Here is a 22,730-nt window from a genome sequence, read left to right on the forward strand (position 1 = left end):
CGCGTAATCATTCATCTATCTTTGTAACTAAAAGTGACAAATGGATGTTTGACTATGCACAAAAATCTCGTGCTTCTTGCCATTGCCGCAACACTAGGTGGCTGTGGTAAGGAGCTCCCTCCTGTCCCTGAACCCGAATCCAGACCCGCAAAACTCTTTACCGTTTCAGTTGGCAACGCTCAGTTTGAAAGACATTTTCCCGCCACATCTGAAGCCGGTGACAAAGCTGTTTTAGCTTTCCGAGTCCCAGGGCAACTTCAATCTATCGATGTGCTTTCAGGTCAGCCTGTGAGTAAAGGTGAAGTACTGGCGTCATTAAACCCAGACGAATATTCGTTGCTGGCTAAACAGGCTGAGGCACAATACCGTTTGGCCGACGTTCAATATGAACGTTATAAAAAGCTTCGCGTTGATAAAGTCGTTTCTGAGCAAGACTTTGACCAAGCCAAAGCCAACCATAATTCGGCAAAAGCCACTTTGGAACAAGCACGCGCCAATTTGCGCTACACCAAATTGGTTGCGCCATACGATGGCACGATCTCAATCATTCCAGCTGAGAACTATGAATACATTGCGGCTAAAGAAGGCGTAATGAACATTCAGACCAATCAGCTGATGAAAGTGCAATTCCAACTACCTGATCATCTCTTAAATCGTTTCGCGAGTGGTATCAACCTTACCGCTACGATGAAGTTTGATGCTTTCCCCGAGAACAGCTACGACCTCACTTTCCAAGAAGTCGATACTGAAGCAGACCCAAAAACCGGCTCATACAAAGTCACCATGGTGATGGAGCGCCCAACCGACATCGGTATTCTTCCGGGTATGGCGGGTGAAGTGCACGTCAAAGTGGATGCAACGGGTGCGACTCGAATTCCTAGTGCCGCTATTTTCGAAGAAAACGGCAAAACCTGTGTATGGCGCGTCGGGCAGACAGGCGTGGTTGAGAAAGCCACGATTGTGTTAAACGACAAGCGTCAGGTGAAAAGCGGTTTGAATGACGGCGATCGAATCATCATCTCTGGTGTTAGCGGTATTGAGCCTGGCATCAAAGTGAGAGAGTGGGTCAAGGAGCGAGGGTTGTAATATGAAGCAGTGGATTAGCCTAGGTATGCTTTCTACAGCTGCAGTCCTTGCTGGCTGTGGTACAGAAACTCAGTATGTGGATTTTGGTTTACCTAAAGTAAAAATCATGGAGATCGGCAGTGGAATACAAGGCGACAATTTGTACTTCCCGGCAGTGGCCAACGCCGCAGAACGCTCCCATCTCAGTTTCCGTGTTGCGGGGGAAATCAGTGAGTTAAATGTTAAAGAAGGCGACCAAGTTAAAAAGGGTGATGTATTAGCCAAGCTAGACCCTACAGATTATAAACTGGATGTCGATAATGCCTCGGCGAAATATAGCGTGGTCGATAGCCAGTACAAGCGTTCTAAACCTTTGGTCGATAAAGGCCTGTTGGCAAAATCTCAATTCGATGAGATTGCGGCGAATCGACAGATTGCTTTTGCGGAATTGAGGCTTGCTCAGCTCAGGCTCTCTTTCACCAAATTACTTGCTCCTGTGGATGGCATTATTTCTCGCGTTAATGTTGACCAGTTTGAAAACATTCAAGTTGGGCAACAGATCGTCAATATCCATAGTCTCGAAAACGTTGAAGTTCTGATTCAATTGCCTGACCGGCTGTATGTCAATCAGCCTGATCAGGAAACACTGTCACGCATTGAAGCATTGGTCAAAGTACCAAGTGGTAATGAATATTCAGCCTCTATCAAAGAGTTCACCACTGAGCCAGATCCTGCTACTGGCACATTTACCGTGACTCTGTCACTTCCTATGCCAGAAGAGGAGTACATTCTGGACGGTATGGCCGTTGAAGTGACTTCGGAAGGTGATGACGTAGGGCTGAATTTGAACGCTGGTGTTTTGGTTCCGATTGAAGCTGTGTTCAATGCCGATGGGGATAAGATTGATCGGCTGAATAAATATGTTTGGGTGCTGAATGATGACAACACCGTCTCTAAGCAAGCAGTGACGATTGGTAAAGTCACCAAACAAGATTTGCAGATTCTGGATGGCCTCGAAAGTAAACAACAAGTGGTTGTGGCAGGAATTTCCCGCCTAAGAGAAGGAATGAAGGTGGAAGTCGTGAAGCAGGAGGCAGGCAATGAGTGAGCAAAATAATCAACTGTCTCAGAAGGACGAAGATGTAACAGGCATCGCCGCGTATTTTATTCGCAATCGCGTCATCAGTTGGATGATCTCACTGATCTTCCTTATTGGTGGTGTAGCGGCGTTCTTCGGTTTAGGCCGTTTGGAAGATCCAGCCTTCACCATTAAAGATGCCATGGTCGTGACGTCCTATCCGGGGGCTACGCCTCAACAAGTCGAAGAAGAAGTCACATACCCGATAGAAAAAGCCATTCAGCAGCTCACTTATGTTGATGAGATAAACTCAATTTCTAGTCGCGGGTTATCTCAGATTACTGTGACGATGAAGAACAACTACGGCCCGGACGATTTACCGCAAATCTGGGATGAGTTGCGTCGTAAGGTGAATGACCTTAAAGGCCAGTTTCCTCCCGGCGTCAATGACCCTCAGGTGATTGACGATTTTGGTGATGTTTACGGTATTTTGCTAGCCGTGACGGGGGAAGGGTACAGCTATAAGGAGTTACTCGATTACGTCGACTATTTAAGGCGTGAATTGGAGCTGATTGATGGCGTCAGTAAGGTCTCTGTTTCTGGCCAACAACAAGAGCAAGTCTTCATCGAAATTTCGATGAAACGCTTAAGCAGTTTGGGCTTGGCCCCTGATACCGTGTTTAACCTACTGTCGACGCAAAACGTGGTGTCCGACGCTGGTGCGATTCGGGTTGGCGATGAGTATATACGTATTCAGCCGACGGGTGAGTTCCAGAATGTCGATCAGCTAGGAGATTTGATCATTACCGAGAGCGGTGCTCAAGGGCTGATTTATCTTCGTGACGTTGCGGAAATTAAGCGCGGATATATCGACGTACCGGACAACATTATTACCTTTAACGGTAAGTTGGCGTTGAACGTAGGTGTTTCCTTTGCACAAGGCGTTAACGTGGTTGAAGTGGGTAAACGCTTTGATCGCCGTCTCGCAGAGCTTAAATATCAACAACCTGTTGGTGTCGGGATCTCTGAAATTTACAGCCAGCCAAAAGAAGTGGACAAGTCAGTCAGTGGCTTTGTCGTCAGCCTAGGGCAAGCCGTAGCGATCGTCATTATCGTCCTGCTGTTCTTTATGGGTCTGCGCTCAGGTTTACTTATTGGCTTGATCTTGTTGCTCACTGTATTGGGCACCTTCATCTTCATGAAGTATTTTGCCATCGATTTACAGCGTATTTCGCTTGGTGCACTGGTTATCGCTCTCGGTATGCTGGTGGATAATGCCATCGTGGTGGTCGAAGGGATACTGATAGGGACGCAAAAAGGCCGAACGCGAATGCAGGCGGCCACTGATATTGTTACCCAGACCAAGTGGCCGTTGCTGGGGGCGACAGTCATCGCTGTGACAGCGTTTGCACCTATTGGACTGTCTGAGGATGCAACGGGCGAATACTGTGGCACTCTATTTACCGTGCTCCTAATTTCTCTCATGCTCAGCTGGTTTACTGCGATTTCTCTGACGCCGTTCTTTGCAGATATCTTCTTTAAAGGGCAAAAAATTAAAGGTGGCGGAGAAGACAGCGATCCATATAACGGCATGATATTCGTGCTGTACAAGGGTTTCCTAGAGTTTTGTATGAAGCGCGCTTGGTTGACCGTTGCTGTGATGATTGCTGGCTTGGTAGTCAGTATCTACGGCTTCACTTTCGTTAAGCAGTCATTCTTCCCATCGTCTACAACGCCAATATTTCAAGCGGATATCTGGCTTCCGGAAGGGACAGACATTCGAGCAACCAACACAAAGCTGAAAGCATTGGAGTCTTGGTTATCCGAGCAAGATGGTGTTGAGCACATTACGACGACAGCGGGCAAAGGCTTACAACGTTTTATGCTTACTTACGCCCCAGAGAAGAGTTATTCGGCGTATGGTGAGATCACGACTCGGGTTGAGAGCTATGACCAATTAGCTAAGTTGATGTCTGATTTCCGAGCTCACGTCGAAAAAGGGTTCCCGGAAATCAATTATAAGCTTAAGCAAATTGAATTGGGCCCGGGTGGTGGTGCGAAGATAGAAGCTCGTGTGATCGGTTCAGATCCGACCGTACTGAGAACAATTGCGAAGCAAGTTGAAGACATCATGCATGCCGACCCGGGGGCGACCAACATCCGCCATGACTGGCGTGAACGTACGAAAGTGCTGGAACCACAGTTTAACGAAGGTCAGGCTCGACGTTACGGTATCACCAAGTCAGATGTGGATGAATTTCTTGCTATGTCATTCTCTGGTAAATCGGTCGGTGTGTACCGTGATGGTACGACGCTGATGCCAATTGTGGCTCGATTGCCAGAAGAAGAGCGTGTGGATATTCGTAACATTGAAGGGATGAAAATTTGGAGCCCGGCATTAAGCGAATACATCCCATTGCAACAAGTGACGCTAGGTTACGACATGCGCTGGGAAGACCCAATCATCGTGCGTAAGAACCGAAAACGCATGCTGACGGTGATGGCAGATCCAGACTTGCTTGGTGAAGAGACGGCAGCAACCTTACAAAAACGCTTGCAGCCTCAGATTGAAGCCATTGAACTTCCACCAGGCTATGCATTGGAGTGGGGGGGCGAATACGAGTCATCTGGTGATGCACAAGCATCGTTGTTCACGACCATGCCGATGGGTTACCTGTTCATGTTCCTCGTGACGGTGTTCCTGTTTAATACCGTGAAAGAGCCTCTGATCGTATGGCTAACTGTTCCGCTCGCCATTATTGGTGTGACAACTGGCCTGCTGGCGTTAAATACTCCGTTTGGCTTTATGGCGCTACTCGGCTTCCTCAGCTTATCGGGCATGCTACTTAAAAACGGTATCGTACTGCTCGACCAGATAGAAATCGAAATGAAATCAGGTAAAGACCCATATCTGGCCGTTGTGGATGCTTCGCTCAGTCGTGTACGTCCAGTTTGTATGGCTGCCATCACCACGATTCTGGGCATGATTCCGCTGCTACCGGACATATTCTTTAAACCAATGGCAGTGACCATCATGTTTGGTTTGGGATTTGCGACCGTACTGACACTTATTGTCGTGCCAGTGTTGTATCGTATATTCCACAAAGTGAAAGTGCCAAACTGATTCAACTAAGATCGAAGACGCCCCTGACTTTGTCGGGGGCGTTTTATTTAAGGAGAAAGCAATGGATACCACTTGCGCATGGGCGATGAACCATGAGCTTGAGCGTGAATACCACGATAAAGAGTGGGGCGTTCCCGTTTATGACGATAAGGTATTGTTTGAGTTTATTACTTTAGAGGGAGCCCAAGCAGGATTGAGTTGGATCACCATCCTAAAAAAACGCGAAGGCTACCGACAAGCTTTTGAAAACTATGATCTGGATAAATTGGCAGCGTTTGAGGACGAGCACGCTGAGCATATTGTCGAAAATTATGATGTGGTGAAGCACAGAGGAAAAATTAAATCTGTGTTCAGTAACGCGCGAGCGGCGAAAGCGCTGATTGAAGAATACGGTAGCTTATCACAGGCGTTATGGCAGTTTGTGGATGGCAAGCCTAAGGTCAACCGTTGGCAGGAGATGAGCGAAGTGCCAGCCTCGACAGAGCAGTCAAAGGCTATGAGCAAATTCCTGAAAAAGAAAGGCTTCAAATTTGTGGGCGAGACCATCTGCTACGCGTTTATGCAGGCGGTAGGTATGGTCGACGACCATATGGTGAGTTGCCCTAAGAAACCTAAGTATTAACGGGTTAGACGCATCCTACGACTACAAATTTTGATCATGGATGCGTTCTAATGCCTCGATTCTTCGCCATTGCACAGAATCGAAACTTTGCTCTCTCAGATATGCGATTTGAGATTGCTTGTCATCGTCCGATAAGGTGTTGTCAGATAGGATTACACTTCTTTGCTGCAAGTAGCTGTCGAGCTGAGTGTTAAATTGTTCACGTTTGGCGTCTAGTTTATCCAGCCTTTCTGCGGCTTCTTCCCCTACTAACTCGACACGTGTCAAATGTTTGTTTTGCTCATCCATCTGAGCCGATTGGTTAAGCCCGATAATGAGCTGATTGTTGCGTTCTGCCTGCTGAATGTAGTCAGGTTGGTCGGCTAAGGTCTCTTCTAACCATTGCGCTTGCGACTCCGCATCCAAGTTTTGATTGGCTATCGCGAGTTTATCGATCGCGAGCTGGCGTAATCGATTTTCTTCACCAAACAATGTCTGTATCTGTTCGTCAGTAAAATACTGGCTTTGCAGCGCCATAATCTGCTGATGAAGCTGCTCTAAATCGGTCAAGGTGATTTGTTGTGAGGTTATAGACTCCAGAGTTTCAAGTTCGGTTTTGTATTGTAAATAGGTCTCGAAAAGTGCTTCATCGACGACTAGCCCTTGTTGGTCTTTAGGAAGACTTTGTATCCGAGCTTTAATTTGGTCTAATTCTTGTTCTCCTAAACTGCTTAAAGCGTAATCAAACAAATCTCGACTTGAGGAGGTATCGATCTGGGTATCTCGTTGGGAATGCGATTGATTTGCAATTTCTTCACTGCCTTCTTGATTGATAAAATAGACCGCTCCAAGACTCATCGAGGCGATCATCACTGTTGTTATTAGAGCGGTCTTTTTCATCTTATAGTTCCTACAAACCTTGCAGTTTCAGGCGGTTGGCATGTTGGCGATAAAGGGTCACTGGATCGGTTTCAAACAAGTGGTGGATACCAAGTAAGCCATTAATCTCGTCCAAATGATTCATTTTGTAGTCGTCACGAATAACTTGACCTAAGTGAGTGCTACAAGCGCCAACCAGACCGTCATTCGGTTCATTAAATGCGAGGCCAAGAATGGTCATTGCGGCATCCGTTGGATCAAAGATATTGGTAAAGGTAGATGAACCCGTCCAAGAGTAGTAATAAACACCGTTACCAGCGAGCAAATCACCGTTGCCACACTCTGTGGCCGGAATGCCTTCTGGGTAATGTTGGTTAAACGCAAGTGATCCTTCGGTGGTTAATGCATCCAAAGAGGCAAGAGGATCTTGGTCGAGGTCACCACCGCCAGACAATAGGTTGATCAGTGTCGTCAGTCCTTCAGCCAGCTTTACTGCCAAGGCCTCTAAACCCGAGTCTTCTGGTACGGTACCGCGAACAAGATCAGCCACTTTAGAGCCTTTGTTGACACCACCGATACTGGTCACAGAAGCGACGAGGTCTGGTCTGACAGACGCTACATAACGCGCAGTAGGGCCACCGTGGCTATGTCCGACTAAGTTAACTTTTGCTGCGCCTGTCGCTGCAAGTAAAGTTTCCACTTGTTCTAGCAACTGCTCGCCACGAACTTCAGAACTGTTCGTCGCAGAGACTTGAGCAACGTAAACGCTTGCACCGTCTTTGGTTAGGGCGTGCGGAATGCCATAGAAATAGTCAACGCCCGCTAATGTATCAAAGCCGAATAATCCGTGAACTAGCACAATGGGGTATTGAGTTTGAGTGTAGCCACTAGCATTGGATGCGCTAGCAGTTGCCGATAGCCCTAAACTGAAGATACAGAGCACAGCAAGTATCAGTTTGTGTTTCAAAATTAGCTCCTTCTGGTATGACCTCTGATGAGTAACTAAACAGTAGAATAGAAAATGAGCTATACGAAATTTGAATGAAAAGTAAGCAATAGAATTGTGAATTGGAGATGGAAAACAACACAATTGTTTAACGTGTCATTATTAAGTAGGTAATTGATAAAATATTCAATAATATCATTGAGTTAAAAATAAAGCCCCTGAGTCAGGGGCTTGATTGAATTGGCTAGTGTTAAGCCGTCGCGGACTGCTCTAAAATGAGTGAGTTATAGCGTTCAAAACCTCGCTCAAGGTCAGCGATCAGATCCTCAACATTTTCCAAACCGATATGCAGACGGATCAATGTGCCATCAAAGTTTGGATTGGCAATGGTTCTCAAGCTATTGAAGCTTTTTGGTTCGTTGGCCAGAATTAAACTTTCATAACCGCCCCAAGAATAGCCCATGCTGAAATGCTTCATACCATCAAGCAGTGCTGTAGTAGCACGTGGGTAGCTGGTTTTTAGTACGAATGAGAATAGGCCGTTACCGCCAGTGAAATCGCGCTGGAAAAACTCGTGACCAGGACAGCTTTCTAAAGCTGGGTGGCGCACGTGATCGACTTCAGGTCGGCTTTGCAGCCACTGTGCAACTTTGAGGCTATTCTCGGCATGTTGACGTAGTCGGACATCCAGAGTGCGAATACCACGTAACCCGAGATAGGCATCATCTGGTGAAACACATTGACCCATCAGATAGCTTTGTTCACGCAGTTGATCCCAATGTTTCTCATTGGCGATCGCTGTACCTAACATGACGTCGGAGTGGCCAACAATGTACTTGGTCGCAGCCTGAATAGAAATATCAACGCCATGTTCAAAAGGCGAGAAGTTCACGCCAGCCGCCCAAGTGTTGTCGAGCATTACAATGATGTCATGTTCGTGAGCAATCTTGGCTAATGTTGGAACGTCTTGCACTTCCATAGTGATAGAGCCAGGTGACTCTAGAAACAGCACTTTGGTATTAGGCTGAATTAAATCGCGAATACCTTCTCCAATCACCGGATCATAATAGGTGGTTTCCACTCCCATCTTCTTCATGATCTTGTCACAGAAATCACGGGTTGGTTCATAGCAGGTATCCACCATAAGAATATGATCGCCCGACTCAACAAAAGAGAGAATTGCGTTGGAAATAGCTGCGGTACCGCAAGGGTACAAAGCGCAACCAGCGCCGCCCTCAACTTCAACCATTGCATCTTGGAAAGCAAAGTGAGTGTTGGTGCCGCGACGGCCATAAAAGAGTGTTTTGTTTGCGCGGTTGACGGTCGCATGGTGTTTTTCGGCAACCGTATTAAACACGACAGTAGAAGCTCGTTGAACTGGTGGATTAACGACACCATTGGTCCATTTTTCGTCACGACCCGCGGTGACCAGCTTTGTTTGCTTACCTTCTGACATTGGAAGTCCTTATCTGAAAATGCGTTGCCCTATTTAAAACATGGCAACGCATTAATAGCAAGTGGGTCAGGAGTAAGAAATAACGGATTACAGAAGTGGGTTAAATAGGTAGTAAGTACGCTCTAAGAAGCGTGAATATAGAGAGCGCTTTTTCCATTCTTCTAACTTCACTTGATGGGAGGTTTCCATGTAGTTCTGCTGAAGCCAGTACATCTCTTTAGTGAAAGCTTCGTCGTCGATCGCCAATGTGAGCTCGAAATTGAGCCATAGGCTGCGCATGTCCATATTAACTGTTCCCACTAAGCAGAACTGCTGATCGATAACAACAGATTTGGTGTGCAGCAGGCCACCGTAGAACTCATAAATTTCTACACCTGCTTCCATCAGCTCAGCGTAAAACGCTCGTGAAGCCCATTGCACCATGAGCGAGTCGTTCTTGTGTGGGATAATAAGTTCAACGGTAATGCCCCTTTGTGCCGTCATTTTCAGCGTTTCGAGTAAATCGGCACTGGGAACGAAATAAGGTGTGGTGATCCTCACCGACTGGTTGGCCTGATTAATGGCGAGTGTCAGTACTTGGGAAATGAGATGCTCTGGCATTCCTGGACCAGAAGGCACAACTTGCACGGGATGTTGAGGTTCATTTGGATCCAGCTGGCATTCAGGTAATTGAGGGAGTGAACGCGAGCCGGTTTCCACCTCCCAATCCCAGCAGTGAATAGCAGAAAGAACGTTAACCGTCGGGCCAGTCACGCGGACCATCATATCGATCCACTGCCCGACACCTGATTCTTGTTTGAAGAACGCTGGATCAACGAGGTTCATTGAGCCTGTATAGCCAATTTTGTCGTCTATAACGATGATTTTGCGATGCTGACGAAGATCGAGGCGACGCAGGAAAATACGCCAAGGGCTCACTTCTAAGGCTTGCACGACTTCCACGCCGGCGGCTTGCATCATCTTGAGCCACTGACTGCGAAAAAAGCGCGGGCTACCAGCTGAGTCGAGAAGCAGCTTCACTTCTACACCTCGCTTGGCTGCTCTTATCAGCGCTGAAGCCACGGCATCCGCGAGCCCACCTGGGTGCCAGATGTAAAACACCATTCTTACACTAGTTTGTGCATTCTCAATATCATCAATGATCGAATGGAGTATTTCGTTGGGCGAGCTCTGCAAAGACAGAGTATTGCCACTTAAGGCAGGTAAGCCTAGGCGATTGTTGCAAAGCTCATCAATGCGATAGATATGACGGCCAAAGCTGGTTGTGTCGTGGGCATGACATTCATTCAGGCTGGAAAACCATTTGGCAAAAGGGGCAAACATCTCTTTTGCGCGCTCGGCTCTTTTTCGCCCGAGATTCAACTCACCAAATAGGAAGTAGCAAATGACCCCGACAATGGGAATGATATAGATGATCATCAGCCACGCGAGAGAGACGCTCACCGCTCTTCGTTTCAGAACGACGCGCAAAGTCACCCCTGCTACTAGGATCCAGTAAAAGACAATGCCCGCCAATGTGAGGAAGTGATAGAACTTTTCCATTCAATTTCCTGCGTAAATCAATCGCTTGAGTAAGGTTGATGTTCAACCTAGATATTAAATCCAGTTCGAAGCGCCGACAACAAACATTTCGTTGCCAAATGTTCTTACAAGTAATGTGACACAAGTGGTTAGATAAATGTCAGGAATAGAATTATTATGTTATGACAATGTAAAATGTAGATAAAAGGGGAGGTTTTTGGTTAAAAAAGCAGCGTTTAAGCATGCTATACAGTGCGGTGGTGGGAATTTACACTTTTTGGGGTTCCAATTTTAATCTCAAACTGGTTTACTTGCCACATTGTTAGGGTCACCTAGAATTCTAATAAGTGTAAATTTTTTTATACACTCAACTTTTCGACGCCTAACGTAGCAAACACAACTGATAAAATTTTTTAATGGAGTAACCGTGGCTACTAGTACAAGTGCACAGCCCCGTGATACGTGGGGGTCTAAATTAGGCTTCGTAATGGCCGCAGCAGGTTCTGCTGTAGGTTTGGGCAACATATGGAAGTTTCCATACACAGCAGGTGAGAGTGGTGGCGGTGCGTTCGTTGCTATCTACCTGATTTTTGTAATTTTCATCGGCTTTAGCGTTATGCTGACAGAATTCGCTATTGGCCGTAAGACAGGTCTATCTGCAGTAGGCGCGTTTAAGTCTACTGATCGTCGTTGGACATTTACCGGCGTTATCGGTGTTGTAAGTGGCTTGCTTATCATGGGTTTCTACCCAGTAGTAGGTGGTTGGGCACTGGCATACATCTTTAAAGTAGGTGGTGGTCTGCTCAGCACGCCAGAAGCTATCGGTGATAGTTTTGGTGGCTTTATCTCTGACCCAGTACAACCACTGATGTGGATGGGTATTTACCTGATGTTTAACATCGTTATCGTAATGAAAGGTATTTCTGGCGGTATCGAAAAAGCAGGTAAGATTCTGATGCCACTGCTATTCCTTATCTTGATCGTTGTATCAGTGAAAGGTCTGATGCTTCCAGGTGCGATGGCAGGTCTAGAGTTCCTGTTCATGCCAGACTTCTCCAAAGTGGATAGTAACGTAGTGCTAGCGGCGCTAGGTCAGGCGTTCTTCTCTCTAAGTCTTGGTATGGGTTGTATGATGACGTACGGTTCTTACTTGAAGAAGAAAGAGAACCTAGTTCAGACTACCGGTATGGTAACGGCTATGGATACGGGTGTTGCTATCCTAGCAGGTGTGGCAATGTTCCCAGCAATGTTCGCATTCGGTATGGAGCCGGCAGCAGGTCCTGGTCTGGTGTTTGTTGTTGTGCCTCAGCTATTTGCTGAAATGGGCGGCGTTATTGGTCTTCTGTTCGCACTACTGTTCTTCATTGGTCTAACAGTAGCGGCACTGACATCTTCTGTATCATTGCTTGAAGTTGTGGTTTCTTACCTAATCGATGAGAAAGGTATGAAGCGCCCAACAGCGGTAATCGCAGCGAGCTCAGTAATGGCAGCACTGTGTGTGTTTGCTTCTCTATCTCTGGGTGGCGTTGGTCCAACTCTGTTTGGTACTGGTGCATTTGATATCTTCGACCTACTGACTGATAAGATCTTCCTAGCAGTTGGCGGTATGTTGGTATGTATCTTTGCGGGCTGGCGTCTAAGCCGTGCTGACCTTGAGAAAGAAATCACTAACGACGGTGAAGTTTCTTTCCCGCTGTTTGGCCTATGGTACAACCTAGTGAAATACGTTATCCCTGTTGCTATCGCAATCGTTGCTTTCATGGGCATCAAGTCCGGCTTCGATAGTGGCAAAGGTGAAATCATGCTACTGGGTATCGGAATCATTGCGTTTGCAGGTGTTCTTTCTAAGAAACTGTAACGCTGAATCCAGATAACAGCATAAACGGGGAGCCTGCATGGCTCCCCGTTTTTATTTGCTTATCTACTTATGGAATTAGATCGCATAACAGGTATACTCATGCGTCCAAAGTGGAGCCCTCTATGTTTGATATCGTTTTTTCTCACTCAGACTTTGTCGTCATTAACAAACACCCCAATGTTTCCGTTCATAAAGATGATGGCGAAACCATGTTGCTACATGAAGTGGCATTAGTTACTGGTGATGAGCAACTCTATCTTGTGCATCGATTGGATAAGATGACTTCTGGGCTTCTTTTGCTGGCGCGCAACGCTACGGCTGCGAGTGAGTTATCGGCACAATTTGCTCAGCGCCGTGTGGAAAAGTTCTATTTGGCGATAGGTAGTAAGAAGCCGAAGAAGAAACAAGGGCTTGTCAGTGGTGATATGGAGCGCTCGCGTCGCTCGGCATGGAAACTGACCAGCTCTCATTCAAACCCTGCGATCACGCAGTTTCTTTCAACTAGCGCAGAACCGGGTGAGCGTTTGTTTTTGTGCAAGCCCCACACAGGTAAAACTCATCAAATCAGGGTGGCACTAAAGTCGGTCGGTTCACCTATCGTCGGTGATGCGATTTATACCCCCGCCAGTAAATCAGACCGAGGTTACCTCCATGCATTTGCGCTTGAATTTGAGCTTTATGGAAAAGCATTCCAGTTTGTCTGTGACCCGAGAGAAACTGCTCTGCTTGGAGAAAAATGGCAGCAGGAAAATGTCAGCCAAGGCATTGATGCTTGGTTAAAACCTTGGGAGCTTTCATGGCCGAAAATCAAAAAATAACAGGAACCAGTATGCAGGTTGAACAACTTCCTACATTCTTCGCTCACATTTCGGAGCAGTTATCGAGTGCTTCCAACGAAGTCAGGCGTTTATTTCATGGTCGAGGCCGTGTTTACCAAGGTTTAGAGCAGATCACTTGTGATTGGGTCGATTGCCAATTGCTGATCAATATATTCAAGAGTGTTGACGATGAGTTTCTTGGACAGCTCAAACAGGGATTGCATGGGCTTTCTGAGACTGCGTTTTGGCAGGAGAAAGGCGTCAAGTGTGTGGTTATCCAACATAGATACAGCGAAGGTGCGCCATCGGAAGTGCTTATCGGTGAACTGAACACTAAACCTGTTGTGGTTGAGTCAGGGCTGAAGTACCAACTCGATATTGGTCGCAACCAAAATTTTGGTTTGTTTCTCGATATGCGCCTAGGCCGAGAGTGGGTTCAGCAGCATGCTAAGCATAAAAATGTTCTCAACTTATTTGCTTATACTTGTGGATTTTCGGTTGCAGCTATCGATGGTGGTGCAGATCAAGTAGTTAATGTCGACATGGCAAGAGCATCATTATCGAAAGGGCGAGATAACCATAGGCTGAATGAGCACAACCTAAATCAAGTGAAGTTTCTGGCTTACGATATATTCAAGTCATGGGGAAAAATCAAAAGATCAGGGCCGTATGATCTAGTCGTCATCGATCCACCGTCATTTCAAAAAGGTAGCTTTGCGCTAACCAAAGACTACAAGAGAATTCTGCGTCGTTTACCTGAGTTGCTTACCGATAAGGGCGAAGTACTTGCGTGTGTGAACTCTCCTCAGGTCAGTAGCGATTTCCTAATTGAAAGCATGAAGGAAGAAGCGCCAGAGCTGAGCTTTGTTCAACGGTTAGATAATCCGCCAGAATTTGCTGATGTTGATAGTGAAGCGGCGCTTAAAGTGATGCTGTTCCGCTAAATTTACTGAGATCTTTGTAATTCCATATTGACCTCAACTTAACTTGAGCTTCTATGCTGAAGTCAGAATCACTTCAGTTGGGAGAACGGATATGCAAAATGACTACATCAAGGAATTATCAAAGAAAACATTTCAGGAAGAGCCTGCACTAGAATATCAATCTATGCCGAAACGTCAGTTTCATGTTCCGAGTTTCTTCTCCGGATTGTTGGCCGCAGTGATAATCAATTTTGTCTCTTAACAAAGGTCGCATTGAGCGACCTTTTTTATGTCTATTTCAGAGTGTGGAAACCTGAATAGATGCGAGTAAAGGTCGTGAACCAGCAGGCTGTGCCAAACAGGTATGCAATGATGGCAAAGTGCTGCGGGAAAAGACAAAACGCAATGAAACACGCTATGGTTTCAGTGCCTTCAGTCAGCCCACTCATATAGTAAAGGGATTTGTTTTTATAAATAGGATTCTCAATTCCACGTTTCCCTGCCATGACGGCAAAAGCAAGAAAGCTGCAGCCAGTACCAATGAATGAGAAAATGAGAAAGGCGCCCGCAACTGCGTTTTGCTCTGGATTAGCAACCACAAAGCCAAATGGGATCAGAGAATAAAACAGGAAGTCGAGGCTGATATCGAGAAATCCACCTGCATCTGTGATGCCCTGACGCCGAGCTAACGCGCCATCCAAACCATCAAATACTCGGTTAATAACGATGAACACAAGTGCCAGCTCGTATTGCTCAAAGTACAGAGCAGGAAACGCCAGACACCCAAGAAGAAAACCACTTAGCGTCGTTTGGTTTGCGGTCACACCGAGCTTGTCTAAACCTGCGGCGGCAACGGCCAAAGGGGAGCGAATGACTTTGATACTGAATCGATCAAGCATGATGAGTCTCCCACGGCCAACTTAATACCCGCCCGTTCTCAGGAACATCATCCTTGTCATGCGTGACCATCAAGGTAGGAATATTTGCTTCTGCCAGTTGAGCGATGACCCAGTCACGAAACTGTGTTCTAAGCTCTTTGTCCAGTTTGCTAAACGGTTCATCTAACAGCGCTAGTTTAGGCTTGGCCAGCAGCATTCTGAGCAAGCTGACACGAGCACGTTGGCCTCCAGAGATCTGGTCAGGAAATGAATCTGCGAGTTGTGAGAGCTCAACCTTGTTCAATGCAGTCATAGCTTGGTGGCGTCTTTCTTCGCCTTTGATCGAGTTAGGAAGTGCAAAAGCGAGGTTTTGCCACACGTTTAGGTGTGGAAACAGCAAATCATCCTGAAACAGAATTCCAACTTGTCGCTGATGGGGTTCAAGTTCAGCCAAGTTAATGCCATTCAGTAGCACGCGTCCAGAATGGACAAACTCGCTACTCATATGTCCTGCAATTAAGCTCAACAAGGTTGATTTTCCACATCCACTGGGGCCCATTAGGCAAACGACTTCCTGCGCTGAAACGGATATATTTAAATCAGAAAATAGGGCTTCACCGCTTGCTTTATGGATGGCGAGGCTTTCTAGAGACAGCGTCATGCGTTAGGGCATCCTTGTTCGTTTGTTGTTGATAATCGGGTTGTCGCAATGCGAATCTACCAATAAGGATGGCAGAGACAAAGAAAACAAATGGCAAGATGGCTTGCCAAATAGCGTAGATGGCAGTAACGCGTCGATCGAAGCCACTCGAAAGAGCGACGGCTTCGGTAGTCACGGTTGCAATCCTGCCCCCACCGAGCATTAAAGTCGGTAGATACTGCGCCAAGCTCACACTGGCTCCGACAGCCCACGCGTACAAGGTGGCAGGGAGCAACAACTTAACCTTGATATGAAAAAAGACGAAAAGTGGCGTTTTGCCAAGGCTTAATGCCGCTCGGGTATAGTTGTTGTCATAGCTTCGCCACGGGCCATCCAGTGCTAAATACACAAATGGGAAAGCGAAGAATACGTGTGACCAAATGACCCAGATGTAATAGGCATCACCGGACAAGTAGAGAGTGGTAATCTGGATACCAAACAAGATAGAAAGCTGCGGGATAAGCATGGGTAAAGCAATGACATAACCCGGCAAGTGTAAGCGAAAGCGGATACGGCTTTCCTGAGCCACCACGCCCAATATCAAAGCAAAACAAGCGGTAACGGCGGCAATGATCAAACTTTGGTTAATCGTCGGTAATATATTGAGCCACTCATTGCTCCAAAAGCGGTCACTATATCGGGTAGGGAGAAGGTCCGGAAAGCGCCATCGATGAGCGAAGCTCCAGATCAACATCAGTGGAAACATGACGCCGGCTAAAATGGCCGAAAAGGTAAAAAGCGTTTTCCCGGGCAGACTAAATCCTCTTCGACCTGAGTATTGCCACTGACCAAAATGGCCGACGAGAAGTTTTTCGACCAGTACGATTAAGACTAAAAGCAAACTGGCTAATACAAATAACATAACCGCACCTGACGCCGCACGAGGTATCAGTGATAAATCGGGGTCATTAAACCACTGCCAAACCAATACTGCTAAAGTAGGTGGATTGGTTGGGCCCAAGATCAAACTCAAATCGACTACAGAAACGCCATAAGCCATCACGGCAAACAAGGCGAAGCGCATTCTTACTAACCAAAGAGGGAAGACCGCCTTCCACCACATTTGTGCTGGTGAATACCTCAAAGAGGTGCTGACTTGATACAGCTTGTCGATTTTAATCTGCTGCAAAACGGGAATGCTCATGAGCAGCAAAAATGGTACTTCTTTAAATGAAAGTGCCAAGGCTAACCCTAGTGCATAAGGGTCGTGCACCAGCCAAGTTGCGTCATGTGTGTCGACGTCAATACCTAAGGTTTGAGCCAGCAAACGTGCAACCATGCCTGTAGGGGCGAACAGAAAAGCAAATCCAATCGCGAAAGCGACATGAGGCATTGCCAGTAAAGGTGATAGCAATGCTTCAACTTTACGCCAATGGCGGTCTAACCAAAGGCTTTGAAGAATCGCAAAGCAAATTAAACAAGAAAGATAAGTACTGGTTATGGAGCTGAATAACGTAAGCCCAATGGAGTGCTCTATCCCCGGCCATTCGAAAAACTGCTGATAGCTGCTGAGTGAGAAATTGAACAGGCCGACAGGAGGAACATAGCCAAATGATGAGAGCAATACACCAACTAATCCGGGGATTGTTGGTGCAATGCAAAGCAAAATTAGTACTATGTACGCAGCTCTTAACATCTGGCTCTCGTAACCTAATGATTGTTCTTAATTACCGTAGCGTTTTTGCCATTCTGTTTCCAGAGCAGCCTGCCAGCTAGGATGTGGTTCGGCAACGGATTTAAACAACGTCGTTTTCTTTGCACTTCCTGTCAGGTATTGATTTTGAAGTACGGATGGGTCGCCCCAGATAGACAAATCCCCCTTGCGTGACTGTGCTTCAGGGCTCAATAGGAAGTTAATCGCGACTAATGCACCTTCTGTAGCGTTCGCATTCCATGGAATCGCTAGGAAATGAATGTTCGACAAAGCGCCGCCATCTATTGCGTAAACAGTGGTAGTCTCAGCCAGATTACCGTTCGCTTGTGCTGAATAAACTGAGTTTGGATTAAATGTGATGGCTAAGTCCAATTGCCCATCGTCAAGCAATTGCACTGTTTCAGCAGAGCTCGCAGGGAATTGTTTGCCTTGGCGCCATGCGACTTTGTGAAATTCGTCTAGGTATTTCCACAAAGGCGCAGTGACGGCATTGAAATCCACCTGTTCAACGGGTTTGGCTAAAGACGGATCATTAGCGGTCAGTTCGATTAACACGGCTTTAAGAAAGCTGGTTCCATGGAATGCGGGTGGGCGAGGGTAGCTCAATTTGTTCGGGAATGCTTTAGCATAGCTGAGCATTTCAGCATACGATGCTGGAGGGTTGTTGAGTGTCATCTTATCGTGGATGAATACCAACTGACCTACCCCCCAAGGTGCTTCTAATCCTTCGGTAGGCTCTGAGAAATCACTATCAACGGGTAAGGACTTATCGACTTGTTGCCAACTCGGTAAACGTTCGACGAAAGGACCGAAAAGCAATTGGTTGTTCTTCATTGATTTGAAGTTCTCACCATTGATCCAAACCATATCGACACTGCCGCCAGTGTTCTTTCCAGCTGCTTTCTCTGCAATCAAGCGTGTTGTGGTTTCGGCGATATCAGTAACTTTGACATGTTTTAGTGTCACGCCATATTGTGATTGCAACTGTTTATCTGCCCAGCGCAGATAGTTGTTGATTTCTTGACTGCCACCCCAAGCATGGAAGTATACGGTTTGTCCTTTTGCTTTCTCTGTTACTTGCTGCCAATTGTCTTGTGCTGTTACTCCAACAGACAGAAGTACAGTGGAGATGAGAGTGATCAGCCTTTTCATGGTTGTCCTTACCCTTTGAATGAATCTATAAGTTTTGTGATAGACCGTGCTATCCATGTTTTTCATTCATTATGACTGAAAAAATTTAATTTTTTTATGTATTTGAAGGAATTGTAGGCGGGTTGTATGAGATTTGTTCTCTTTTTCTACGGGCAACAAAAAAGCAGTCATAATTGACTGCTTTGGTTTCTAGTTGTGGGTGATTAGTTTTTCCAATCACTTAGCTTGAAAGTCAGAGTATGAAGGTCATTTTTTAGTACCATACCTTCGTTGGTCAGGGACATGTCGCTCCATTCAGCGAGTGTTTTCGAGAATGACTGCTCTAAATCCATCGCGTCACCCATACACATCTTCATCGTCATGCCCATTTTCTCAATACGGAACTGATTATCTTTGAGCTCAGCCTGACCGAAGAAGTTGTTACAACCTGCGTTACCGTTGGCCATCATGTTCTCACCCAGTTCTAGGCGAGGTCGTTTTTGGTGGCCTTCCGCTTTTACTTCTTTGCCATCAATACTAACCAGTTCCCAGTTATGATGCTGAAGATCTTGAACTGTTATTTGCTTCACATCGCCTCCATTGCTCGCGCAAGCAGTCATAACAAACGGTAGGGTGACAGCTGCAAGTAATGTTTTTGGACTAAACTTCATAGTAATGAACTCCGAAATATAGAAACGTTAATCGACGCTTTGTCGACTTTAATGGCACAAAGTATAGGTTATAAAACACTGTTTTTGTCAGGTTAAGGTCATAGTTTGTTTACAGTCACATAATGAAAGTTATTGAATTTTATTTAATTATAGATGCAATAAAGTAGTAATAGGTGCTTAAAGCGTAGCTGAGAAAACTATGAAGAGGCACAAATGGAGCAGCTAGAATTTTTTGTCGTCCCAAGCCCATGTGTAGGCGTATGCACAGTAGATGAAAAAGGCTACTGTAAGGGCTGTATGCGTAAGCGTGAAGAACGCTTCAATTGGCTGACTTTTACCCCAGCCGAGCAATTGCACATTATTAAACTTTGTCGACAGCGTTATCGCCGAAAAATGCTAGGCTCTAGAATAGAGCAGCAAGCGGAATCCGATCCGAAAAGTCCTCAGCAAGATCTCTTTTAACACTCTCTTTAAACAACAAAGCGAGAAGTGTGTCCTCTCGCTTATGGTCCTAATCTCACGGGTTATTTTAATCCCCACTTGTCACTTACCCACCCCCCGACATGATCGTCGAAGTGGTTGCCGCTAAAGCGATAATTTTTTTCTTCATGTAGCTCAGACTCAGATTTGGAGTCTAATAGTTGTTGGATGTAGTTGGCCATGGGATCACCGCAGCTCAGCCGCTCTTGCCGGGTGGCGACTTCTTTTATTAATTGCAGACGGTAGGAATTGCTTGCGCGCTTCATTGGGTGATCCTCCTTGGTTATGACACTAATATGAAAAGTTAGAAGGCGATTGGGTAAGCGTCAATGCAAGATCACAGTTTTAAAGATTATTTGTCTTTTCGTTGTTGGGTAAATGGTCGATTTAAGGTGGATTATTTTGATAGGCAATATGCACTTAGCAACTTTTGTCCGTTTTTTGACTCAATATCAGTGTCATAAAAACTTCATTTACTCGTGCTAGGTCCATTATTCAACTAGGTTGTTATCCAATCTAACGGTGAGATTACGTGATCAGATGCTTCAATAAATTAGACCCCGCGTCGCGAGGTCTAAGGAGTCGTTACCATTCTGAAGGGAAGGTTACGGTTTCGCTTGGCAAGTCTGCTGAGTCACTATTTCATCAACCATTAATTGTCCGCGGCTGTTACGCATCTTCAATCGATAGCTCAACCCGACATCCAAATTGTTTTTGGTATCAGGATTCGTACAGTAGCTGTTGATGCTGTGGCGAAGCACTTGCTGGATGGGTTTGGCGCCTCTGGCATCTTGGTTGTATACCATCATGATTTCTATCATAGTGCCTTTCGCAGTGGCTCTCATGATAGAAAGCGGGCCGGCTTCCATTGGCAGTTCTGAAGCCAGTAGGCTGGCACGGTTGCTCGCAAGTAACTCCAGCTCTCGTTGCTTGTCTCCCTCCGGCGATGCACATCCCGCCAAAAGAACAGCAGAAAGCGCACCTAAGACAATCTTCAATTTCATCTTAAAATACTTTCTTGAAAGGTTTGACGATCACTTTCTCGTAGACACCTGCTTCGATATACGGATCCGCATCAGCCCAGCTCTGAGCTTGTTCAAGAGAATCAAAGTCAGCAATAACGGTAGAGCCTGTAAAGCCCGCTTCGCCAGGGTTGTCTGAATCGATGGCTGGCATTGGGCCAGCGGTCAGCAGTCGGCCTTCGTCTTGAAGTGTTTGTAGACGCTCAAGATGAGCAGGGCGCGCACTTAAACGCTTTTTCAATGAGTTTTCAACGTCTTGAGAGAAAATTACATACCACATGTATTGATGTCCTTATAATGAATAAGCGACAGCAAAGTCGCTTATTGTGTGATTAGCCTAACTCTACAGAATGTAACAGCTTTTTAAAGACTTTCTGACAGCAAAGTGTGAGATTAGTTTTGTTTGATTGGGCGGGGTCTACCCTCGGTGTCAATCGCCACATAGTTGAACGTCGCGTCACACACCATGAAGCGATCTTCTACGCCGTGCTCTTTGACCGGTTTTACCCACACTTCCAGATCAATGCTCATTGATGTACGGCCAATTTTGGTGCATTCACCGTAGCAGCAGACAACATCGCCAACCTTAACTGGCTTTTTGAACGTAATACTTGAAACAGACACAGTGACAATACGTCCACCCGATATCTCTTTTGCCAGAATGCCACCTGCTAAATCGAGCTGTGACATGATCCAGCCACCAAATATATCGCCATTTGCATTGGTGTCTGCAGGCATGGCAAGGGTGCGTAAAAGCATTTGTCCACGAGGGGAAGTGATTTCATTACTCATTTTGACATCCATAAAACTAAACAGCGGCCAATAGAGCCACTGTAATACCCCAATGGGGAAAAATTAGTGTGGATTATATCAAAAGCGCGTGACTAATCACCAGAGTTGGCTTCGGGTTTGTCTTTTGGCAGATGTTTGTAGATGTAGATACCGGTCAGCAAGGTAAAGCCAAAAGTCGCTGCGAGTAGACCGAAGACTTTGAAATTGACCCACACATCAAGTGGTAGCTCAAAAGCCACGTACACATTAAGACCAGCACAGACAGAAAAGAACACAACCCACGCCCAAGTGACCTTTGCCCATACTTGATCGGGTAGGCTAATCTCTTTACCTAGCATGCTCTTAATCGCGGATTTGCCAATGGCATGGCTGACGGCAAGACCGATGGCGAAGACCATATATACGATGGTGACTTTCCACTTAATGAAATTGTCGTCGTGTAGAAATATGGTCAGGCCACCAAAAAATGCCACCATCACAAAGGTTACAAGCTGCATTTTCTCAACTTTTTTGTACAAGGTGTAAGTAACGATGATTTGAATCGCAGTAGCGATGATGAGAGCGCCTGTAGCCACGTAGATGTCGTGCATCTTATACAGGACAAAAAATATAATGAGCGGAATAAAATCAATCAGTTGTTTCATTGTCAGGTCTATCGATTCCGAAGTTGCCTTCAGTCTAACCAAATCTGAGCAAATCACAAACGCTTAAGTAGTACTCGTCGTAACAACTTAAGGCCAGCGATACATTGCTGACCTAGAACCGCAGACTAAGAGTGCATTTCGAGGTGTCGAATCAAGGGTTTGATGTCTTCCAAATAGCCTTCGTTTTTCAGGTTGATGACGGCAACTTCGAGTTCTTCATTGGTCATGGCGAAACAGCTGGATTTGCCAGTCATGTAATTGAGGTAATCATGGTACTCGTGCTCGGTAAAATGACCAATGCGGTCAACCAACAAGCTTTTAATGCCATGATGAATAAGGCGATAATACGTATGACGATGAATTTCCATAAGCTGCCTCTCTTATCTATGCCAGCCTGACAACAGCCTCAGGCTGAGAAAGTGGCGAAGACAAAACATTGCCACTTGTTGATACATAGTGATGTAGAAGCATAATGAGTGCCACAACCGA

The 22,730-nt window shown here is 46.0% G+C and carries 23 protein-coding genes; 8 read left to right on the forward strand and 15 right to left on the reverse strand.

Going from position 1 to position 22,730, the window contains the following annotated elements; genetic code table 11:
- Positions 1-54 precede the first annotated feature (54 nt).
- The 4 genes from F0265_RS14060 to F0265_RS14075 all read left to right on the forward strand — a co-directional run bounded on the left by F0265_RS14060 (position 55) and on the right by F0265_RS14075 (position 5,889).
- Positions 55-1,086 (forward strand): efflux RND transporter periplasmic adaptor subunit, encoded by a 1,032-nt coding sequence (locus F0265_RS14060; RefSeq protein ID WP_038155884.1) that lies wholly within the window; start codon positions 55-57, stop codon positions 1,084-1,086.
- A gap of 1 nt (position 1,087) precedes the next feature.
- On the forward strand, positions 1,088-2,173 hold the full coding sequence (locus F0265_RS14065) for an efflux RND transporter periplasmic adaptor subunit (RefSeq protein ID WP_171749351.1): 1,086 nt from the start codon (positions 1,088-1,090) through the stop codon (positions 2,171-2,173).
- Entirely contained in the window at positions 2,166-5,267 is a 3,102-nt protein-coding gene (locus F0265_RS14070) for an efflux RND transporter permease subunit (protein ID WP_171749352.1), read from the forward strand. The genes F0265_RS14065 and F0265_RS14070 overlap by 8 nt, the downstream gene beginning before the upstream one ends.
- A gap of 61 nt (positions 5,268-5,328) precedes the next feature.
- Positions 5,329-5,889 carry a DNA-3-methyladenine glycosylase I gene (locus tag F0265_RS14075; RefSeq protein WP_171749353.1) on the forward strand — a complete coding sequence of 187 codons (561 nt, stop codon included), beginning with the start codon at positions 5,329-5,331 and terminating at the stop codon, positions 5,887-5,889.
- Positions 5,890-5,910: 21 nt separating this feature from the next.
- On the opposite strand, the gene F0265_RS14080 is transcribed toward F0265_RS14075, so the two are convergent.
- The 4 genes from F0265_RS14080 to cls form a co-directional block, all read right to left on the reverse strand.
- Positions 5,911-6,768, reverse strand: a complete 858-nt coding sequence (locus F0265_RS14080; RefSeq protein WP_171749354.1) for a lipase secretion chaperone — start codon at positions 6,766-6,768, stop codon at positions 5,911-5,913.
- A 10-nt stretch (positions 6,769-6,778) separates the two neighbouring features.
- Positions 6,779-7,714 carry a triacylglycerol lipase gene (locus F0265_RS14085; RefSeq protein WP_171749355.1) on the reverse strand — a complete coding sequence of 312 codons (936 nt, stop codon included), beginning with the start codon at positions 7,712-7,714 and terminating at the stop codon, positions 6,779-6,781.
- 229 nt (positions 7,715-7,943) lie between these two features.
- Entirely contained in the window at positions 7,944-9,149 is a 1,206-nt protein-coding gene (locus F0265_RS14090) for a cystathionine beta-lyase (RefSeq protein ID WP_171749356.1), read from the reverse strand.
- Between the two features lie 87 nt (positions 9,150-9,236).
- Positions 9,237-10,691: a cardiolipin synthase gene (gene cls, locus F0265_RS14095; RefSeq protein WP_171749357.1), complete on the reverse strand. Its 1,455-nt coding sequence runs from the start codon at positions 10,689-10,691 to the stop codon at positions 9,237-9,239.
- A gap of 406 nt (positions 10,692-11,097) precedes the next feature.
- On the opposite strand from cls, the gene F0265_RS14100 reads away from it, so the two are divergent.
- From F0265_RS14100 to F0265_RS14110, 3 genes are all read left to right on the forward strand, one after another.
- Complete coding sequence (locus F0265_RS14100) at positions 11,098-12,528, forward strand: sodium-dependent transporter (RefSeq protein ID WP_029236244.1); 1,431 nt, start codon at positions 11,098-11,100, stop codon at positions 12,526-12,528.
- A gap of 122 nt (positions 12,529-12,650) precedes the next feature.
- The gene (locus F0265_RS14105) at positions 12,651-13,346 is read left to right on the forward strand and encodes a TIGR01621 family pseudouridine synthase (RefSeq protein WP_171749358.1); all 696 of its coding nucleotides are present in this window, start codon (positions 12,651-12,653) and stop codon (positions 13,344-13,346) included.
- Between the two features lie 11 nt (positions 13,347-13,357).
- Positions 13,358-14,290, forward strand: coding sequence for a class I SAM-dependent methyltransferase (locus F0265_RS14110; protein WP_171749484.1), 933 nt, complete (start codon positions 13,358-13,360; stop codon positions 14,288-14,290).
- A 272-nt stretch (positions 14,291-14,562) separates the two neighbouring features.
- Here F0265_RS14110 and F0265_RS14115 read toward each other — a convergent pair whose 3' ends face one another.
- The 5 genes from F0265_RS14115 to F0265_RS14135 all read right to left on the reverse strand — a co-directional run bounded on the left by F0265_RS14115 (position 14,563) and on the right by F0265_RS14135 (position 19,303).
- Positions 14,563-15,168, reverse strand: a complete 606-nt coding sequence (locus F0265_RS14115) for a CDP-alcohol phosphatidyltransferase family protein (protein ID WP_171749359.1) — start codon at positions 15,166-15,168, stop codon at positions 14,563-14,565.
- Positions 15,161-15,808 (reverse strand): ATP-binding cassette domain-containing protein, encoded by a 648-nt coding sequence (locus tag F0265_RS14120; RefSeq protein ID WP_171749360.1) that lies wholly within the window; start codon positions 15,806-15,808, stop codon positions 15,161-15,163. The genes F0265_RS14115 and F0265_RS14120 overlap by 8 nt, the downstream gene beginning before the upstream one ends.
- Positions 15,774-17,483, reverse strand: a complete 1,710-nt coding sequence (locus F0265_RS14125; RefSeq protein ID WP_171749361.1) for a thiamine ABC transporter permease — start codon at positions 17,481-17,483, stop codon at positions 15,774-15,776. The genes F0265_RS14120 and F0265_RS14125 overlap by 35 nt, the downstream gene beginning before the upstream one ends.
- Positions 17,484-17,510: 27 nt before the next feature.
- Entirely contained in the window at positions 17,511-18,653 is a 1,143-nt protein-coding gene (locus F0265_RS14130; RefSeq protein WP_171749362.1) for an ABC transporter substrate-binding protein, read from the reverse strand.
- Between the two features lie 203 nt (positions 18,654-18,856).
- Complete coding sequence (locus F0265_RS14135) at positions 18,857-19,303, reverse strand: META domain-containing protein (RefSeq protein WP_019277059.1); 447 nt, start codon at positions 19,301-19,303, stop codon at positions 18,857-18,859.
- 213 nt (positions 19,304-19,516) lie between these two features.
- Here F0265_RS14135 and F0265_RS14140 point away from each other — a divergent pair, with 213 nt between their 5' ends.
- Entirely contained in the window at positions 19,517-19,765 is a 249-nt protein-coding gene (locus tag F0265_RS14140; protein ID WP_006962740.1) for a DUF1289 domain-containing protein, read from the forward strand.
- Positions 19,766-19,827: 62 nt separating this feature from the next.
- Here the strand turns inward: F0265_RS14140 and F0265_RS14145 are convergent, their stop codons facing one another.
- The 6 genes from F0265_RS14145 to F0265_RS14170 all read right to left on the reverse strand — a co-directional run bounded on the left by F0265_RS14145 (position 19,828) and on the right by F0265_RS14170 (position 22,609).
- Complete coding sequence (locus tag F0265_RS14145; protein WP_006962739.1) at positions 19,828-20,049, reverse strand: hypothetical protein; 222 nt, start codon at positions 20,047-20,049, stop codon at positions 19,828-19,830.
- A 339-nt stretch (positions 20,050-20,388) separates the two neighbouring features.
- A complete protein-coding gene (locus F0265_RS14150) occupies positions 20,389-20,787 on the reverse strand; it encodes a GspS/AspS pilotin family protein (RefSeq protein ID WP_171749363.1) in 399 nt (132 codons plus the stop codon).
- A 1-nt stretch (position 20,788) separates the two neighbouring features.
- A complete protein-coding gene (locus F0265_RS14155) occupies positions 20,789-21,085 on the reverse strand; it encodes a YciI family protein (protein ID WP_171749364.1) in 297 nt (98 codons plus the stop codon).
- Between the two features lie 113 nt (positions 21,086-21,198).
- Positions 21,199-21,597, reverse strand: a complete 399-nt coding sequence (yciA, locus tag F0265_RS14160) for an acyl-CoA thioester hydrolase YciA (protein ID WP_171749365.1) — start codon at positions 21,595-21,597, stop codon at positions 21,199-21,201.
- 92 nt (positions 21,598-21,689) lie between these two features.
- Complete coding sequence (locus tag F0265_RS14165) at positions 21,690-22,241, reverse strand: septation protein A (RefSeq protein WP_171749366.1); 552 nt, start codon at positions 22,239-22,241, stop codon at positions 21,690-21,692.
- Between the two features lie 125 nt (positions 22,242-22,366).
- Positions 22,367-22,609, reverse strand: a complete 243-nt coding sequence (locus F0265_RS14170) for a hypothetical protein (RefSeq protein WP_171749367.1) — start codon at positions 22,607-22,609, stop codon at positions 22,367-22,369.
- Positions 22,610-22,730 lie beyond the last annotated feature (121 nt).

Source organism: Vibrio sp. RE88 (assembly GCF_013113835.1).
In the GTDB taxonomy this organism is placed as follows: Bacteria; Pseudomonadota; Gammaproteobacteria; order Enterobacterales; family Vibrionaceae; genus Vibrio.

What these genes read in the sequence shown, in the direction of transcription:
- F0265_RS14090 (WP_171749356.1), bottom strand. Translation starts at nt 9,149, where the DNA reads ATGTCAGAAGGTAAGCAAACAAAGCTGGTCACCGCGGGTCGTGACGAA.
- F0265_RS14155 (WP_171749364.1), bottom strand. Translation starts at nt 21,085, where the DNA reads ATGTGGTATGTAATTTTCTCTCAAGACGTTGAAAACTCATTGAAAAAG.
- F0265_RS14140 (WP_006962740.1), top strand. Translation starts at nt 19,517, where the DNA reads ATGGAGCAGCTAGAATTTTTTGTCGTCCCAAGCCCATGTGTAGGCGTA.
- F0265_RS14060 (WP_038155884.1), top strand. Translation starts at nt 55, where the DNA reads ATGCACAAAAATCTCGTGCTTCTTGCCATTGCCGCAACACTAGGTGGC.
- F0265_RS14065 (WP_171749351.1), top strand. Translation starts at nt 1,088, where the DNA reads ATGAAGCAGTGGATTAGCCTAGGTATGCTTTCTACAGCTGCAGTCCTT.
- F0265_RS14130 (WP_171749362.1), bottom strand. Translation starts at nt 18,653, where the DNA reads ATGAAAAGGCTGATCACTCTCATCTCCACTGTACTTCTGTCTGTTGGA.
- F0265_RS14115 (WP_171749359.1), bottom strand. Translation starts at nt 15,168, where the DNA reads ATGCTTGATCGATTCAGTATCAAAGTCATTCGCTCCCCTTTGGCCGTT.
- F0265_RS14080 (WP_171749354.1), bottom strand. Translation starts at nt 6,768, where the DNA reads ATGAAAAAGACCGCTCTAATAACAACAGTGATGATCGCCTCGATGAGT.
- F0265_RS14110 (WP_171749484.1), top strand. Translation starts at nt 13,358, where the DNA reads ATGCAGGTTGAACAACTTCCTACATTCTTCGCTCACATTTCGGAGCAG.
- yciA (WP_171749365.1), bottom strand. Translation starts at nt 21,597, where the DNA reads ATGAGTAATGAAATCACTTCCCCTCGTGGACAAATGCTTTTACGCACC.
- F0265_RS14170 (WP_171749367.1), bottom strand. Translation starts at nt 22,609, where the DNA reads ATGGAAATTCATCGTCATACGTATTATCGCCTTATTCATCATGGCATT.
- F0265_RS14145 (WP_006962739.1), bottom strand. Translation starts at nt 20,049, where the DNA reads ATGAAGCGCGCAAGCAATTCCTACCGTCTGCAATTAATAAAAGAAGTC.
- F0265_RS14105 (WP_171749358.1), top strand. Translation starts at nt 12,651, where the DNA reads ATGTTTGATATCGTTTTTTCTCACTCAGACTTTGTCGTCATTAACAAA.
- cls (WP_171749357.1), bottom strand. Translation starts at nt 10,691, where the DNA reads ATGGAAAAGTTCTATCACTTCCTCACATTGGCGGGCATTGTCTTTTAC.
- F0265_RS14125 (WP_171749361.1), bottom strand. Translation starts at nt 17,483, where the DNA reads ATGTTAAGAGCTGCGTACATAGTACTAATTTTGCTTTGCATTGCACCA.
- F0265_RS14070 (WP_171749352.1), top strand. Translation starts at nt 2,166, where the DNA reads ATGAGTGAGCAAAATAATCAACTGTCTCAGAAGGACGAAGATGTAACA.
- F0265_RS14165 (WP_171749366.1), bottom strand. Translation starts at nt 22,241, where the DNA reads ATGAAACAACTGATTGATTTTATTCCGCTCATTATATTTTTTGTCCTG.
- F0265_RS14075 (WP_171749353.1), top strand. Translation starts at nt 5,329, where the DNA reads ATGGATACCACTTGCGCATGGGCGATGAACCATGAGCTTGAGCGTGAA.
- F0265_RS14150 (WP_171749363.1), bottom strand. Translation starts at nt 20,787, where the DNA reads ATGAAATTGAAGATTGTCTTAGGTGCGCTTTCTGCTGTTCTTTTGGCG.
- F0265_RS14135 (WP_019277059.1), bottom strand. Translation starts at nt 19,303, where the DNA reads ATGAAGTTTAGTCCAAAAACATTACTTGCAGCTGTCACCCTACCGTTT.
- F0265_RS14120 (WP_171749360.1), bottom strand. Translation starts at nt 15,808, where the DNA reads ATGACGCTGTCTCTAGAAAGCCTCGCCATCCATAAAGCAAGCGGTGAA.